This window comes from Amycolatopsis vancoresmycina, from assembly GCF_000716785.1.
GTDB classification, from domain to species: Bacteria; Actinomycetota; Actinomycetes; order Mycobacteriales; family Pseudonocardiaceae; genus Amycolatopsis; species Amycolatopsis vancoresmycina.
The window spans coordinates 16,687-32,179 of sequence record NZ_JNYY01000005.1; the positions used below are offsets into that span (position 1 = coordinate 16,687).

12 protein-coding genes are annotated in these 15,493 nt (G+C 72.7%); 8 read left to right on the top strand and 4 right to left on the bottom strand.

Going from position 1 to position 15,493, the window contains the following annotated elements; genetic code table 11:
- From OO60_RS12020 to cydC, 4 genes are all read left to right on the top strand, one after another.
- Positions 1-1,161, top strand: coding sequence for a cytochrome ubiquinol oxidase subunit I (locus OO60_RS12020; RefSeq protein ID WP_003086560.1), 1,161 nt, complete (start codon positions 1-3; stop codon positions 1,159-1,161).
- Between the two features lie 3 nt (positions 1,162-1,164).
- On the top strand, positions 1,165-2,133 hold the full coding sequence (locus tag OO60_RS12025; protein ID WP_003086559.1) for a cytochrome d ubiquinol oxidase subunit II: 969 nt from the start codon (positions 1,165-1,167) through the stop codon (positions 2,131-2,133).
- Positions 2,134-2,142: 9 nt separating this feature from the next.
- A complete protein-coding gene (cydD, locus tag OO60_RS12030) occupies positions 2,143-3,699 on the top strand; it encodes a thiol reductant ABC exporter subunit CydD (RefSeq protein ID WP_003086558.1) in 1,557 nt (518 codons plus the stop codon).
- 134 nt (positions 3,700-3,833) lie between these two features.
- On the top strand, positions 3,834-5,399 hold the full coding sequence (gene cydC / locus OO60_RS12035) for a thiol reductant ABC exporter subunit CydC (RefSeq protein ID WP_033261366.1): 1,566 nt from the start codon (positions 3,834-3,836) through the stop codon (positions 5,397-5,399).
- Here the strand turns inward: cydC and OO60_RS12040 are convergent.
- Positions 5,335-6,237 (bottom strand): glucosyl-3-phosphoglycerate synthase, encoded by a 903-nt coding sequence (locus OO60_RS12040; protein ID WP_003099754.1) that lies wholly within the window; start codon positions 6,235-6,237, stop codon positions 5,335-5,337. The two genes, cydC and OO60_RS12040, sit on opposite strands and share 65 nt — an antisense overlap.
- Before the next feature lie 51 nt (positions 6,238-6,288).
- Between OO60_RS12040 and OO60_RS12045 the strand changes: the two genes are divergently transcribed.
- Positions 6,289-6,963 (top strand): lysophospholipid acyltransferase family protein, encoded by a 675-nt coding sequence (locus OO60_RS12045; RefSeq protein WP_003099753.1) that lies wholly within the window; start codon positions 6,289-6,291, stop codon positions 6,961-6,963.
- Here OO60_RS12045 and OO60_RS12050 read toward each other — a convergent pair.
- Genes OO60_RS12050 through OO60_RS12060 form a run of 3 tightly spaced genes read right to left on the bottom strand, consistent with a single transcriptional unit; the run spans position 6,960 to position 10,171 of the window.
- On the bottom strand, positions 6,960-7,544 hold the full coding sequence (locus OO60_RS12050) for an LOG family protein (protein ID WP_003099751.1): 585 nt from the start codon (positions 7,542-7,544) through the stop codon (positions 6,960-6,962). The two genes, OO60_RS12045 and OO60_RS12050, sit on opposite strands and share 4 nt — an antisense overlap.
- Complete coding sequence (locus tag OO60_RS12055) at positions 7,544-8,329, bottom strand: LOG family protein (protein WP_003099749.1); 786 nt, start codon at positions 8,327-8,329, stop codon at positions 7,544-7,546. Before OO60_RS12055 ends, OO60_RS12050 begins: the two co-directional genes overlap by 1 nt.
- Before the next feature lie 9 nt (positions 8,330-8,338).
- Positions 8,339-10,171 (bottom strand): glycoside hydrolase family 9 protein, encoded by a 1,833-nt coding sequence (locus OO60_RS12060; protein ID WP_003099746.1) that lies wholly within the window; start codon positions 10,169-10,171, stop codon positions 8,339-8,341.
- A gap of 119 nt (positions 10,172-10,290) precedes the next feature.
- On the opposite strand from OO60_RS12060, the gene OO60_RS12065 reads away from it, so the two are divergent.
- From OO60_RS12065 to OO60_RS12075, 3 genes are all read left to right on the top strand, one after another.
- Entirely contained in the window at positions 10,291-11,574 is a 1,284-nt protein-coding gene (locus OO60_RS12065) for a helix-turn-helix domain-containing protein (protein WP_240490776.1), read from the top strand.
- Between the two features lie 407 nt (positions 11,575-11,981).
- On the top strand, positions 11,982-14,015 hold the full coding sequence (locus OO60_RS12070) for a M4 family metallopeptidase (RefSeq protein WP_033261367.1): 2,034 nt from the start codon (positions 11,982-11,984) through the stop codon (positions 14,013-14,015).
- Between the two features lie 68 nt (positions 14,016-14,083).
- Positions 14,084-15,349, top strand: a complete 1,266-nt coding sequence (locus OO60_RS12075; protein WP_033261368.1) for a helix-turn-helix domain-containing protein — start codon at positions 14,084-14,086, stop codon at positions 15,347-15,349.
- Positions 15,350-15,493: the final 144 nt, after the last annotated feature.

Sequence of the window (15,493 nt, forward strand, 5' to 3'; positions counted from 1 at the left end):
ATGAACGCCCTCCCGATCGCGAGACTCCAGTTCGCGACGACGACTTCGTTCCACTTCCTGTTCGTGCTGCTCACCCTGGGGTTGGTCACGCTGGTGGCCGTGATGCAGACGCGCTGGACGTTCGGCGGCAAGCCCGAGCTCCTGCGGATGACGCGCTTCTGGGGCCGCCTGTACGTGATCAACTACGCGCTGGGGATCGTCACCGGCATCGTGATGGAGTTCCAGTTCGGGCTGACCTGGACGGGGCTGTCCGCCTTCGCCGGCGACGTCTTCGGCGCGCCGCTGGCCATCGAGACGCTGGTCGCGTTCTTCCTGGAGTCGACGTTCCTCGGCCTGTGGATCTTCGGTTTCGGGCGCCTGCCCAAGGGGTTGCACCTGGCGCTGATCTGGCTGGTCACGCTGACCGCGTACGCGTCGGCGCTGTTCATCATGCTGGCGAACTCGTTCCTGCAGAACCCGGTCGGCAGCCACGTCGAGGACGGCACGCTGCGCCTCGACGACTTCGGCGCGCTGTTCACCAACCCGGCGCTGGTGGCGTCGCTGCCGCACGTGCTCAGCGCGGCGCTGGTCACCGGCGGGTTCTTCGTCGTCGGCGTCAGCGCGTGGCACTTCCTCAAGCGCACCACCGAGGTGGAGTTCTTCCGCCGGTCGATGCGGATCGGCGTGGTGGCCTCGCTGGTCGGCTCGATCTTCGTGGTCAACCAGGGCTTCGCGCAGTTCGGCGAGCTGAAGACGTACCAGCCGGACAAGCTGAACGAGAGCGTCGTCGGGATGCCGCTGGGCGCCATGATCGGGCTCGGGTTCCTGATGTTCGCCTGCTCGCTGCTCGGCACGCTGCTGCTGGTCCGGAACTGGCTCACGAAGGCGCGGTTCCTGCACTACCTGATGGTCGCGGCGATCCCGCTGCCGTTCGCGGCGGCGATCATGGGCTGGCTGGTGCGCGAGCTCGGCCGTCAGCCGTGGCTGGTCTGGGGCAAGCTGCGGACGGCCGACGCCGTCGCGGGCGTCCCGGGCGGCCAGATCCTGTTCTCCTTCATCGCTTTCACACTGCTGTTCGCCGCGCTCGCGGTGGCCGACTGGGTGCTCATGGCGCGGGTCGCCAAGCGCGGCCCGGAGCCGGCCGCCGAGCCCGCCGAGCTGCCCGTCCTGAGCGGAGTCTGACCGGTGTTGACCTTCTGGTGGTGCGTGCTCGGCCTGCTGACCTGCGGCTACTTCGCGCTGGCGGGCTACGACTACGGCGTCGGGATGCTGCTGCCCGGCTTCGAGGCCGACGAGCGGCGGCGACGGCGGCTGCTCGGCGCGCTCGGGCCGTTCTTCCTGGCCAACGAGGTGTGGCTGGTGGCCGCGGTCGGCCTGCTGTTCGGTGCGTTCCCGCACCTGGAGGGCCGGGTGTTCGCCGGGGCGTACGTCCTGGTCGTGACGCTGCTGCTCGGCCTGGTGACGTTCACGGCGTCGATGCAGCTGCGCAGCCGCCGCCCGGACGCCCGGCGCGGCGCGTGGACGGCGGGCATCGTCGGCGGCGCGCTGGTGACGGCGTTGTCGTGGGGCCTGTTCCTCGGCAACGTCGTAGTCGGGCTGCCGCCGGTCGGCGACGTGCTCGCCCTCTTCGACCCGTACGCGGTGCTGTGGGGGCTCGGGTTCGTCGCGCTGTTCTGCTTGCAGGGCGCGGCGTTCCTGGCGGTGCGGGCGCCGGCCGAGCTGGCGGGCCGCGCGGTGCGGCTGGCTCGCGCCTTCTCGGCGCCGGTGTTCGCGTTCCTGGTGATCGCCTCGGTGTGGGGGGCCTTCGCGGTCGACGGCGTTTCAGTGCTCGGACTGGGCGCGGTCGTCCTGGCCTTCGCGGCCTTCGCCGTCACGCGGATCGGGCTGGCGGCGCGGCGGTACCGGGTCGCGCTCATCGGGTCGATGGTGCTCGCGGCCTGCCCGGCGCTGCTCGTGGGCACCCTGCGGTTCCCGGCCGTGCTGGTGTCGGCGCAGGACAAGCTGACGCTGGAGCAGGCGGCGACGGCACCGGAGACGTTCGCGGTGCTGGCCTGGTTCGCGCCGCCGTCGCTGGTGGTGCTGCTGGTGGTGCAGTGGCTGACCTGGCGTGCGCACCGCCGTCCCGTCGACCAGCACTCGCTGCTGCACTTCTAGGGGGACGCCGTGCCTGCGCTGCCCGGACTCCGGCGGTACCTGGTCGTGTTGAGCTTGCTGGGGGTGCTCACCGCGTCGGCGGTGCTCCTCCAGGCCGAGGGGCTCGCCACTCTGCTCACCGGCGGCGGGGTTTCGCTGTTGCTGGTCTTGGCCGTGCCGGCGCGAGCGGCGCTGTCGTGGGGCCACGGTTTCGCCGGCTCACGGTTTGCGGCGTCGGTCCGGAGTGGCCTGCGGCGACGGCTGCTTTCGTCCACTTCGGACCGGGCGGGGGTGGTCGCGACGCAGATCACCCGCGGTGTCGACGCCACGGACAGCTACCTCACCGGGTACCTGCCGTCGCTGGTCGTGTCGGTGGTCGTGCCGGTCGCGGTGGTCGTGCGGTTGTTCGCGGCGGACCTGACGTCCGCGCTGGTCGTGGTGGCCACGGTGCCGCTGATCCCGGTGTTCGCGATCCTGGTCGGGAAGCACACGCGGGCTTCGGTCCAGTGGCAGCTGCTGACCAGGCTGGGCGGGCACTTCCTGGACGCGGTCCGGGGCTTGGGGACGTCGAAGGTGTTCGGCCGGGCGGCGTCACAGGCTTCGACCGTGCGGGCGATGGCTGTCGCCCACGCCGACGCGACCATGAAGACGCTGCGGGTGGCGTTCTTGTCGGCGTTGGTGCTGGAGCTGGTGGCGACGTTGTCGGTGGCGTTGGTGGCGGTACCGATCGGCTTCCGGTTGCTTTCGGGCGGACTGGAGGCGCGCCCGGCGTTGGTGATCCTGCTGCTGACCCCGGAGGCGTACCTGCCGTTGCGGGCAGCGGGCGCGAAGTTCCACGCGGCGGCGGAGGGGCTGACGGCGTTGCGGGAGGCGCTGGCGGCACCGGTGGTGTCGTCCCGGACGGCGGTTTCCACCCGGCGGCGAGGTGCGCCTTCGGTGGTTTTCGAGCGGGTCTCGGTTTCCTACGACGGGGTGCCGGCGTTGTCCGATGTGGACTTGGTCGTGCCCGCCGGTTCGCGGATGGCGCTGGTGGGGCCGAGCGGGTCGGGGAAGAGCACGTTGCTTGCCGTGTTGCTGGGTTTCGTGCCGCCCACCGCGGGCCGGGTCCTGGTGGACGGGGTGGACCTGCGATCGCTGTCGTCGCCGGACTGGCTGGCCGACGTGGCGTGGGTCCCCCAGCGGCCGACCCTGTTCCGGGGAACGCTGGGGGCGAACATCGCCCTCGGCGACCCTTCGGCGGACATCGCCGCGGCGGCGCGGGCCGCGGCGCTCGATTCGGTGGCGGCGGGGTTGCCTTCGGGATACGCGACGCAGGTGGGCGAGTTGGGCGAGGTGCTGTCGGCGGGCCAGCGGCAGCGGGTGGGACTGGCCCGGGCGCTGGCGCGGACATCGGCGGGACTGGTGCTGCTGGACGAGCCGACGGCGCGGCTGGACTCCCGGACGGAGTCGGCGGTGCTGTCGGCAACCCGCCGGTTGCTGCCGGGGCGGACGGCGGTCCTGGTGGCCCACCGGCCGGCGATGGTCGCACTAGCGGAGCGAGTGGTGGAGCTGCGCGGCGGCCGGGTCCTTACGGGGGTGGGGGTGTGATGTCAAGTTCGCTGTCCACAGGGAGGCAGTTGTCCACAGATCGCCGAGCGGCCCTTGTTTGCCGGCAGCCGCCGGTAGGATGGAACTGGGGACGCCCCCCGGGACGGGCGGGGGCTGCTCTTGGGGTCTGGGGTGTGTCCACAAAGGACGTCTTCCGCCTGGTCCGTGCCGCCCTGCTCGGCGCCGGCGCCGAACTCGCCGCCCTGGCGCTCATGGCCACCGCCGCCTGGCTGCTCCTCCGCGCCGCCGAACGGCCTCCGCTCAGCTCCCTCACCCTCGCCATCGTCGCCGTCCGGACCCTCGCCCTCCTCCGCGGTGGCCTGCGGTACGCCGAACGGCTCGCCGGGCACGAGGTCGTCCTGCGGTGGCTCGGTGACCTCCGCTCCCGCGTCTACCAAGCCCTCGTGCCCGGAACCCGCTTCTCCGGCGGTGACCTCGTCACCCGGCTCGTGTCCGATGTGGACGCTCTGCAGGACGCCGTCCTCCGATGGCTGCTGCCCGCCGGGGTGGCCGCCGTCGTGGGCGTCGCCGCGGTCTGCGTCACCGCCGCCGCCTCCGGCGCAGCCGCCGGGGCACTCGCCGCCGGGCTGCTCGTCGCCGGTGTGCTCCTCCCGTGGCTGGTCATCCGCCGCACCGCCGAAGCGTCGCGGGAAACCGCCCCGAAGAAAGCCGAACTCGCCGAACGGGCCGTCGAACTCGTCACCGGGCACCGGGAGCTCGTCGCCGCCGGGGCGCTCGGTGAACACCGGCAGCGGGCCACGCGGGTCGTCGACGAGATCACCGAGCACGAACGGGCGTCCGCCTTGCCCGCCGCCGCCGGGGTGCTCGTCCAGCTCGGCACCACCGTTGCCGTCGCGCTGCTCTGCCACGCCTCCGTCCCGGCGACCGCCGCCCTCGCCCTGGCCGGCATGGCGGCCTTCGAGGTCGTCCTTCCCCTGATCAGCGCCGCCCGGCGGGTGCCGGAGATCCGCGCCTCCGCCGGGCGGGTGCGGGCCGTGCTGAGCGAACCCGTCCCCAGCACCGGGACACGCGTTGCCGGAAAAGGGCACTTCCGGCTCGAAAACGCCGGCGTCCGGCACCCCGGCAGGCCGCCGGCGCTGCAGAACCTCGACCTCGACCTGCCGCCCGGCAAGCGCGTCGGCATCCTCGGCCCCAGCGGTGCCGGGAAGACGACCCTCCTGCGGCTCCTGCTCGGCAGCGAAACCGCCACCGAAGGCCGCGTCACCCTCGACGGCCACCCGCTCACCGAGTACGCCGACCTGTCACAAGTCATCTCCGGCGCCGAAGCCGACGCCCACGTCTTCCACACGACCGTCCGCGAAAACCTGCTGCTCGCGAAGGCCCACGCGACCGACGAAGAACTCGAAGCCGCCTGCGAAACGGCCGGCTTCGACCTGGGCCTCGACCGCGACACCGGACCGGACGGCGAAGCGCTGTCCGGCGGTCAGCGGCAGCGGCTGGTCCTCGCCCGGGCCGTCCTGGCCGCGCCGCCGGTCCTCGTCCTCGACGAGCCCGTCGAAGGTCTCGACCCGGCCCACGGTGACGCCGTCCTGAAGCGGATCCTCGCGACGGCGAAGGGCAGCGTGGTCCTCGTCACCCACCACCCCCAGCACGTCGACGGCTTCGACGAGGTGCTCACCCTCGAGGACGGGCGAGCACGTCCCGCATCGGCGGCCGGTCCGCGACGCGGACGTCCGTGATGTCCGGCAGCCACTCCTCGTCGACCTGCACGAACTGCGTGAACGGGGCGTCCGCCGCCGCGACACCGCAGCGGTCCAGCGCCGTGCCGAGGATCTGGCGGGACATCACGCCCAGCTGGCGCAGCGACCGGTTCCGGTGCTTGCGGACCCCGAGGTTGACCTGCGCGAGCCCGTCGAGGCCGTACCGCGCCTCGGCGTCGAGCAGCAGCCCGATCTCGACGCCGTAGCCGGCCGCGAACGGCACCGACTCGAGGAACTCGCGCGTGCCCGCGTACTCGCCGCCGAGGGGCTGGACCAGCCCGCCGAGCGCGGGGCGCAGCGCCGAGAGCACCGGCCGCGCCAGCAGCTCGGTGACGCGCCCGCCGCCGGTGCTCTCCAGCCGCAGCGGACGCCGGTAGAAGCCCTTGACCAGGTGGACGCCCGGTTCCGAGACAAGCGGCCCGAGCAGGGACGGCACGAACGCCGGATCCGGGTCGACCAGATCGGAGTCGAGGAACACGACGAAGTCGCCGCTGGTCGCGGCCAGCGAACGCCACAGCACCTCGCCCTTGCCGGGCACCGGCGGCAGGTCCGGCAGGACGTCCTCGCGGCGCACGACCCGCGCGCCCGCGGCTTCGGCGGTGGGCACCGTGGCGTCCGTGGAACCCGAATCCATGACCACGAGCTCGTCGACGACGCTGCCGAGGAGGGGCCGGACCGAGGCGACGACGTCACCCACGGTCCGCTCTTCGTCCAGGGCCGGTAGCACGACCGAAACCGTCCGGTCACCCTTCGCGGTCAGGATGTCCTCGGGCGTCCACCCGGGCTCCTGCCACGTACGCCGCTCGAACCAACTCACGAGTAGCGATCGTGCCATGCTGGTGGCACCGCCACCGAGGAGGAGGACCACTTGATCGCGCTGCTCGTCCGGTTCGTGCTGGGCCCGCTGGCCAGGGCGCTGTACCGGCCCGAAGTGCACGGCGTGGAGAACGTGCCGCTCAGCGGCCCGGTGCTCCTGGCGGCCAACCACCGGGCGGCGCTCGACACCGGCGTCATCACCTTCGCGACGCCGCGGCAGGTCAAGTTCCTCGGCAAGGCGGAGTACTTCGCCGGCAAGGGGCTCAAGGGCCGGGCGCTGGCCGGCTTCCTCGGCGGCCTCGGGTACGTCCCGGTCGAGCGCGGCAACGCCCAGGCCGGGCTGGCCGCCCTGGAGGCGGCGCGCAAGGTCCTCGACGCGGGCGGCGTGTTCGCGATCTACCCGGAGGGCACCCGTTCCCTCGACGGCCGCCTCCACCGCGGCCACACCGGCGTCGCGGCGCTGGCCCTGGCGACCGGCGCGAAGGTGGTCCCGGTCGCGCTGACCGGCACCGAGAAGCTCCAGCCCGGCGGCGCGAAGATCCCGCGGCTCGCCAAGATCGGCATCACCTTCGGCAAGCCGCTGGACTTCTCGCGCTACGAAGGCCAGGACTACGCACCGGCGATCCGCCGGTCGGTCACCGACGAGGTGATGTACGCGATCCTGGAGATCTCGGGCCAGGAGTACGTCGACACCTACCACAAGCGCCCGAGCGAAGGCGTGGCCTAGATCCCCGGCGGTTCCTTCGCCCACTTCGGCGGGGCAGGCGGTTCGTACGTCTCGAACCGGTCCAGCAGCGCCGCCGGGTCGGCGTCGGTGAGCAACAGTTGCCGGTAGCCGTCCTTGACGAAGCCTTCCGACACCATGTGGTCGGCGAACTCCATCAGCGGCGCGTAGTACCCGTCGACGTCGACCAGGCCGATCGGCTTGCCGTGCAGGCCGAGCTGGGCCCACGTCCAGACCTCGAACAGCTCCTCCAGGGTGCCCGCGCCGCCCGGCAGGGCCAGGAAGCCGTCGGACAGGGCCGCCATCTTGGCCTTGCGCTCGTGCATGTCCGCCACCACGTGCAGCTCGGACAGGCCGGCGTGGGCGATCTCGACCGAGGACAGGGCCTCCGGGATCACGCCGATCACCTCGCCGCCCGCGGCCAGCGCGGCGTCGGCGACCACGCCCATCGTGCCGACGCTCGCACCGCCGTAGACCAGGCCGATGCCGCGCTGGGCCAGCAGCTTGCCGAGCGCGGCCGCCTGCTCCGCGTACCGGGGCGAAAAGCCCATGGACGAGCCGCAGAAGACGCAGATCCGCCGCATCAGTGCGTGTCCTCCCACGCCTGGTAGGACTCCTGCACCACGCGGACGGCGTCGTCGATGTCGTCGGTGACGTGCAGCAGGTCCAGGTCGTGCGGGCTGATCTTGCCCTCGGCCAGCACCGAGTTCTTGATCCACTCGTAGAGGCCGCCCCAGTAGTCGCTGCCGAACAGCACCACCGGGAACTTCGTGACCTTCTTCGTCTGCACCAGGGTCAGCGCCTCGAACAGCTCGTCGAGCGTGCCGAAGCCGCCGGGCAGGCAGATGAAGGCCTGCGAATACTTGATGAACATCGTCTTGCGGGCGAAGAAGTAGCGGAAGTTGACGCCGAGGTCGACCCACGGGTTCAGGCCCTGCTCGAACGGCAGCTCGATGCCGAGCCCGACGGAGAAGCCGCCGGCCTCGGCCGCGCCGCGGTTGACCGCCTCCATCGCGCCCGGCCCGCCGCCGGTCATCACCGCGAACCCGGCGTTGGCCAGCGCGCCACCGATCTTGCGGCCGAGCTCGTACTCCGGGTTGTCGCGCTTGGTGCGGGCCGAGCCGAACACGGTGACCGCGCGCGGGACCTCGGCGAGCGCGCCGAAGCCCTCGACGAACTCGGCCTGGATCCGCAGCACGCGCCACGGGTCGGTGTGCACCCAGTCGCTCGGGCCGCGCGAGTCCAGGAGCCGCTGGTCGGTGGTGCTGCCCTGGTCGCGGCGGTCGCGGCGCAGCACGACCGGGCCCTTGTGCCGCTCCACCGGGCGTTCGGGGTACTGGCCGTCCGGCCATTCAGACTGTTCGCTCACTTCCCCATGCTACGGCCTCGCCGCCAGTGAAAATGCGAGCAGCGCCGTGGCGGTGAAGTCGATGGCGGGCTCGTTGCTGGGCCATGAACTCAAGTCGTCCGCGTAGCGACTTCCCTGGCCGTCGAAGGATTCATACGGACGGGTGCATTCCTTCGCGCCCGCCGGGAACGGCAGATCGGCGAAGTTGCCGGCGCCGTTCGGGCCGTTCACGACCGCGCCATACAGCACTTTCGAAGGCCCAGCGAGGTTCGCGGCCTGGTGGTGCGGGCACTGCGGGAAGGTCGTGCCCACGCCGACCACGAGCGACACGCCCCAGGCGTTGGCCCCGAGGGTGAAGTCCCGTTGCCGCGCGCCGAACGCGGCGTACCGGGTGTCGCCGGTGACGCGCTGGTAGAGCCGCGCGGTCGCGGCGAAGCCGAAGCTCCTGCTGGCGGCATCGAAGCCGGTGACGTCCACCGCCGTCCCGAATGGACTCCGCTTCGCCGCCTCGACGCCGGAGTCGAGCTGACGGCGCAGGTCGGCGGCCAGCTCGCGGACGCCGAGCGCCGCGCCGGGGACACCGGTGCGCAGCAGGCCCGCCAGGTCGGCGTGGGCGAGCGCGCTCGTGTCGTAGAGGTTCAACGTGCTGGTGTCGCCGCTGCCGATGTAGGCCTTCGCCCACTTCGCCGCGTCACGGGCCCAGCCGTCGGCGCGCGGGTCGTGGAGCGCCCGCGCGGCCAGGGCGAGCTGGGTCGCGCCCAGCTCCAGGTCGTCCTCCCAGCTGGACTCCGGGTAGTAGGCGTGCGGGAACGCGGTGACGAGCTCGCCGGCGCCGGTCGTCCTGGCCTGCGCGAACACGGCCGCCGCCTCGGCGAGGTAGTGGCGGGCGAGCCGCGGGTCGCGGTGGGCCTGCACCTGCGCGCCGAGCGCGAACGCGGCCGCGACCCGGCCGGCGAGGTTCGGGGACAGCGGCGCGCCCGCCGGGGCCGCGGGGAACACCGGGCGGTGCTTGACGAAGTAGGCCGGGTCACCGGGTTCGACGTCGAGCGCGTCGTCGTCCTGCGGGTTGCGCCAGACGTCGTGGTCGCCGAGGAAGCCGAACTCCTCGCTGCCCGTGCCGATGCCGACCTGGGCGTAGAGGGTCTTCGTCCGGCCGTCCCACACCTTGTCGAGCCAGTCGAGGCCGAACCGGACCTCCTTCGCCAGCACCGGATCCGGGTCCTCGCGCAGCACGAAACCCAGCTCGGCGAGCGAATACGCGGTGTTGGAGGTGAACTTGACGAAGTCGCCGGCGTCGACCCAGCCGCCTTCGACGTCGACCGGGCCGCCCTGCGGCTTCAGCGGTTCGACGATCTCGTCGCCGCTTTCACCCTCGAACTTCGGCTCCGCGTAAACCGTCGCCGTCCGGTCGGCCAGGTGCGACGGCTTGCGATCGAGCCGGCCGGGGACGACGTCGTGGCCGTCGCGCTGGGCCTGGAAGAACTCGGTGGTGACCCGCACGAGCGGGCGGAACAGGCGGCGGGCGGTGTCGACGCGGAACGGCGGCGACGTCGCCCCCGCCGCCCGGATCCGGTAGGTGCCCGGTCTGTCCAAAGCGGACAGATCGAGGTCGAACACCGCCGGGTAGCGCGCGTTCCAGGCACCGAGGCTCGCGCCGGTGCGGCCCTCCCGGACGGCGCGGCCGCGCTCGTCGACGACGGTGAACTTCCCGGGGGCGCCGCCGAGCAGGAACGCGTGCTTCGCCTCGCCCAGCGCGTAGCCGACCTGGTCGACGCGCACTTCGGCCGGGGTGGCGGCCTCGGCGGGGGTCGCCGCGAGGGGCACGGCGAGCGCGGCCGCCGTCGCGAGGGGAAGCAGGCGCATGATCGGCCTCCACTTTGTTAGGAAAGTTTCCTATTTAGCGGAGAACGCTATCCCGGGCGGCCGGAGGCGTCAATATGTCCGTTTCCGCGATCGCCGCGCTGATGACTTACCGTGGGGAGATGACCAGTGCCCCCGCCGAACCGCTCGGCGCGCGGATCCGGCGGCTGCGCACCGGCCGCGGCTGGACCCAGCGCGAGCTGGCCGAGCCGGGCTACGACCGGGGCTTCCTGGCGAAGGTCGAGACCGGCAGCCGGCCGCCGTCGGAGGAGATGCTGGCCTACCTGGCGCAGCGGCTCGGCCTCACCGTGGACGAACTGCGGTTCGGCCGTCCGCCGGGCGTCGCCGCCGAGCTGCGGGCGTCGCTGGACGAGGGCTACCGCGACCTGGAGCAGGGCCGCGTCGCCGACGCGGAGGCGCGGTTCGCCGACGTGGCGAAACAGGCCGCGGGCTACCACCTCGACGACGTCGAGTGCTACGCGCGGTTCTGCCAGGCCGAGGTGAAGTGGCAGCTGTTCGACGTGGCGGAGGCCCAGCGCGCGCTCGAGCACGCGGAGGAGCTGGCGGCCGCGGCGCCGCCGTGGCTGCGGGCGATGATCGTGCACCGCTGGTCCGGCTGCCGCTACCTCAGCGGCGACGCGGGCACGGCGATCGCGCGCGTCGAAGACGAGCTGGCCGCCCGGCCGGCCGACCCGGACGCGGAACTGTGCCTGCTCACGGCGTTGATCCACCCCCTGATGGAGATGGGCGGCCTGCACCGCGCCCGCCAGGCGGCCGAGGACGGACGGCGGCTGGCGCGGGCGGCGGCGCGGCCGGACTTCGTCGCGCGGTTCCACCGGCAGGCGTCACAGGTGTGGCAGGCGATCGGCCGCGCGGACCGGGCGGCCGAGGACCTGACCGAGGCGGTCCGGCTGTTCGCGTCGGTGGGGTTCGACCGCGACGCGGCCCGCTGCCGCTGGGCCCGCGGGTACTTCCTGCGGCGGCTGGGCCGCCTGGACGAGGCCCGCGCGGAGCTGACGGCGGCCCGCGACCAGCTGGCGGCGATCGGCGCGGACGAAGGCGTCGCCGGGGCGACCCTGGAACTGGCCCAGGTCCGCGTGCGCGAGGGGGCGACGGAGGACGCGGCGGCGCTCGTATCGGAGGTCTGGCCGCTGCTGGCCCGCGACGTCGAGGCGCGCGGCGAGGCGACGGCCCTGCGCGGCCACATCGCCCAGGCCCGCGGCGACCTGGAGACGGCAACCCGCCTCCTGCGCGAGGCGGCGGAGATCCAGACAGGGGCATCCCTGCACGGCGCAGCGGTTTCGACGGCCCTGCGGCTCGGCGACGTCTTACGACAACGTGGTCATCTTGACGAAGCCATCGACGCCTACCGCCACGGCCTGGACTCGGCAGCCACCGACTCGTAGCCGCGATGCCCCTCCAATCACGCGTGATGCCCCTCTGATCACGCATGATGCCCCTCCCGCCACCGGAACTCGCGTGATCGAAGGCGGCACTGGCGTGATCGAGCGCGGAACTCGCGTGATCGGGCGGGCATCTCGCGTGACTGGAGCGGCATCACGGCGGACCAGTGGGCCTGGTGGTCCGGACCAGGGGAACTTTCCTACTAAAGTCTGTGAATTGGTTCAGACCAGTCCGCGCCGATGCGGTGACCTGCGAATTTGGTTGCGCGAAGGGGATCAAAGGGACCGGGCGCTGCTCCGTTCGGCCCATTGACCAGCCCGCGGACCGCTCCTTTACTCGGACGCGTCCGGCGCAATAACAGCAGTTATTCCTCCGGGCACACTCCTCACGGTCCCCGGAAAGGTTCCCCATGAGATCCCCACGAGGGCTGGCGGCGATCGCCGGCCTGGCCCTGACCTTCGCGGTGCCGGCGATCCCGGCCGCCGCCGCTCCCCCCGCACCTCCCGCCGCCACCCCGCCCGAGGCGCTCGCCGCCCGCGCCGCCGACCAGGCCGCCCTCAACGGCGCCGACCGGCTCGCGAAGGGCGCCGGGGAGGCCTTCGTCCGCACCGGAGTCACCCCGGGTGGCGGCGGGCTCTACTTCGCCTCCTACCAGCGCACCTACCACGGCCTGCCGGTCGTCGGCGGGGACGCGGTCGTCGTCGCCGACGGCACCGGGCGCGTCCGCGGCTCCGAAGCCGCGCCCACCGCCCCGATCACCGTCGGCACGCAGGCCACCGTCGACGCCGAGCAGGCGGCGAAGACCGCGAAGAGCCAGGTGTCCACAGTAGACAAGGCCGACGCGCCGAAGCTGGTCGTCCTGGCCGGCAACGCCCCGAAGCTCGCCTACGAGGTGGTCGTCAGCGGCCGCAACCACGGCAAACCCACCCACCTGCACGTCTTCGTCGACAGCGCCACCGGCCAGGTCCTCGACACCCGGGACGACGTCCGCGAAGCCGGCACCGGCAACTCCTACTACGCCGGCACCGTCTCGATCGACACGTCCGGCTCCGGCAGCTCCTACTCGATGACCGACCCGGGCCGCCGGGGCATCGCGTGCGGCCGCGAGGGTGGCTCGATCTTCACCAAGAGCGCCAACACCTGGGGCAACGGCTCCGGCACCGACCTCGAGACCGGCTGCGTCGACGCGCTCTACAGCGTCCAGACGGAGTGGAAGATGCTCGCCGACTGGCTCGGCCGCAACGGCATCGACGGCGCCGGCGGCGGCTTCCGCGCCAGCGTCGGCCTCAACGACGTCAACGCCTACTGGGACGGCTCGTCGACGCACTTCGGGCACTCCCAGGACAACCGCCGCCAGGCGACGCCGATGGACGTCGTCGGCCACGAGTTCGGCCACGCCATCTTCCAGACCACGCCGGGCGGCGCGGGGTCGGGCAACGAGAACGGCGGGCTCAACGAGTCCACCGGCGACATCTTCGGCGCGCTCACCGAGTTCTACGCCAACAACCCGGTCGACCGGCCGGACTTCACCGTCGGCGAGGGCGTCAACCTGGTCGGCAACGGCCCGATCCGCTACATGTACAACCCGAGCCAGGTCGGCGACCCGAACTGCTACTCGTCGTCGATCCCGAGCACCGAGGTGCACGCCGCCGCGGGCCCGCAGAACCACTGGTTCTACCTGCTCTCCCAGGGCAGCAACGCCTCGCCGGCCAGCCCGACGTGCAACGGCTCGACCGTGACCGGCATCGGCATCCAGAAGGCCGGCAAGATCTTCTACAACGGCCTGCTGAAGAAGACGTCGGCGTGGAACCACAAGGCCGCCCGCAAGGCCACCCTGGAAGCCGCGATCGCGCTCTTCCCGGGCAGCTGCACGGAGTTCAACGCCACCAAGGCCGCGTGGGACGCGGTGAGCGTCACGGCCGTCAGCGGTGAGCCGACCTGCAGCGGCCAGCCGCCCGCCGGCAACGACTACTCGCTGACGCTGTCGCCGACGTCGGCGTCCGTCCAACCCGGACAGACGGCGACCACCACGGTGACCACCCGGATCACCTCGGGCAACGCCCAGACCGTGCAGCTGGTGGCGTCCGGCCTGCCCGAGGGCGCGAAGGCCACCATCAGCCCGTCGAGCATCTCCTCCGGCGGCACCGCGACGCTGACGATCACCACCGCGGCGACCACGCCGCAGGGCACCAGCCAGGTGACGGTCAGCGGCGACGGCACCGACGCCGACCACTCCGCGCAGTTCACGCTCACCGTCGGCAGCGGCGGCCCGCCGCCGACCGGCTGCGACGGGCTCGCCGAGTGGGATTCCGCCAAGGCGTACGTGCCCAACGACGTCGTCGGCCACAACGGTCACAAGTGGACGTCGCTGTGGTACTCGACCGGGGCCGAACCCGGCGCACCCGGCTCCTGGGCCGTCTGGAGCGACAGCGGCGCCTGCTGATCCGAGCCGCGCGGTGGCGGACCCCGCCACCGCGCGGCCTACCCTGAACCGGTGGAAAGGCGGCCTGGGTGAGCGAGAGCGTCGGCGAACGCCTGCGTGAGCTGCGCACCGAACGCGGTCTCACGCAGCGCGAACTCGCCGGGCCGCAGTACTCGGCGGCGTACGTGTCGTCGGTCGAGACCGGCGCCCGGACGCCGTCGGGTGACGCGCTGCGGTTCTTCGCGCAGCAGCTGGGCATCGACCCCGGCGAGCTGCTCGGCGGCCGGTCGCCGCGCGAGCTGGTCGAGCTGGACCTCGAGCTGATCGAAACGGCGGAACGGTTCCTGGCCGGCGACGCCCGCCGTGCGACCCCGGGGATGCAGCGGATCCGGCGCCGCGCCGAACGCCTGGACCGGCCGCGGCAGGCCGGGATCGCGCTGCTGTGGCTGGCCGGGTACTCGACCGGCGACGTCCGCACCAAGTACGTCGCGGACGCCGAAACGGCCCTGTCGGGCGAGCCGCCGCCGGTGCGGGCGATGGTCGTCCCGCTGCGCGCGGCCGTGCTGTCCGCGTGGGGCGAGGTGCAGTATTCGGTGCACCTGCTGGAAACCTGCCACGCCGAGCTGCTGCGCGACGGCTACCCGCAGCCGTCGATCCTGCTGACGCTGCGGGCCTGCCTGGCCGAGCGGCACCTGCGCCAGGGCGACCTGGAGCGGGCGGCCGAGTACGCCGGCTCGGCGCTGCGGCTGACCCGGGGCGGCCCGGCCGTGCTCGCGGAGCTGACCCGCAGCCACGTCGAGGTGTGCCGCAGCCACCTGGCCGCGGACCGGTTCGCCGACGCGGCCGCGTCGGTCGCGGCGGCCTACGACCTGATGCAGGAACGCGCGCTGCACCCGGCGATGGCGTACTGCCTGCTGGCCAGGGCCCGGGTCCGCGGCCGCTCGGGTGACGTCGAGGGCGCGCTGGCCGACCTCGGCGCGGCCCGGGAGACGGCGTGGCCGGACGACGTCCCGGCGATCACCGTCGAGCTCGCCGGGGAGTACCTGGCGGCGGGCCGGCTGGAGACGGCGGCCGCGTTGCTCGACCAGGTCCGCCCGTCGGTCGTCTCCGGCACGCCGCTGGCCGCGGAGCTGCGGCTGCAGCTGGGGTCGCTGGCCAGGGCCCGCGGCGACGCCCGGCGCGCGGCCGAGGACCTGCGGGCCGCCGTCGAGCTCGCCACCGGGCTGGGCGCGCGCGGGGTGCTGGTGCGCGCGCTGCGGCCGTTGAGCGAGCTGCTCGGCGAGACGGGAAAGCAGACGGAGGCGGCGGACGTGCTGCGGAACGGGCTGATCGCGCTCGGCGCGGAAGCGGACTGAAGCGATTCCGAGCCGTACTAACGAATCCCGGTGATCGAGATCGTCCGGCGTTCGGATGGTGTCGCGGACAATCCCTACGAAAGTCGTTCCGGGACGGAACGCGGGACGAATCCCCTGCTGCGGCGGGGTTTGTACGAATTGATT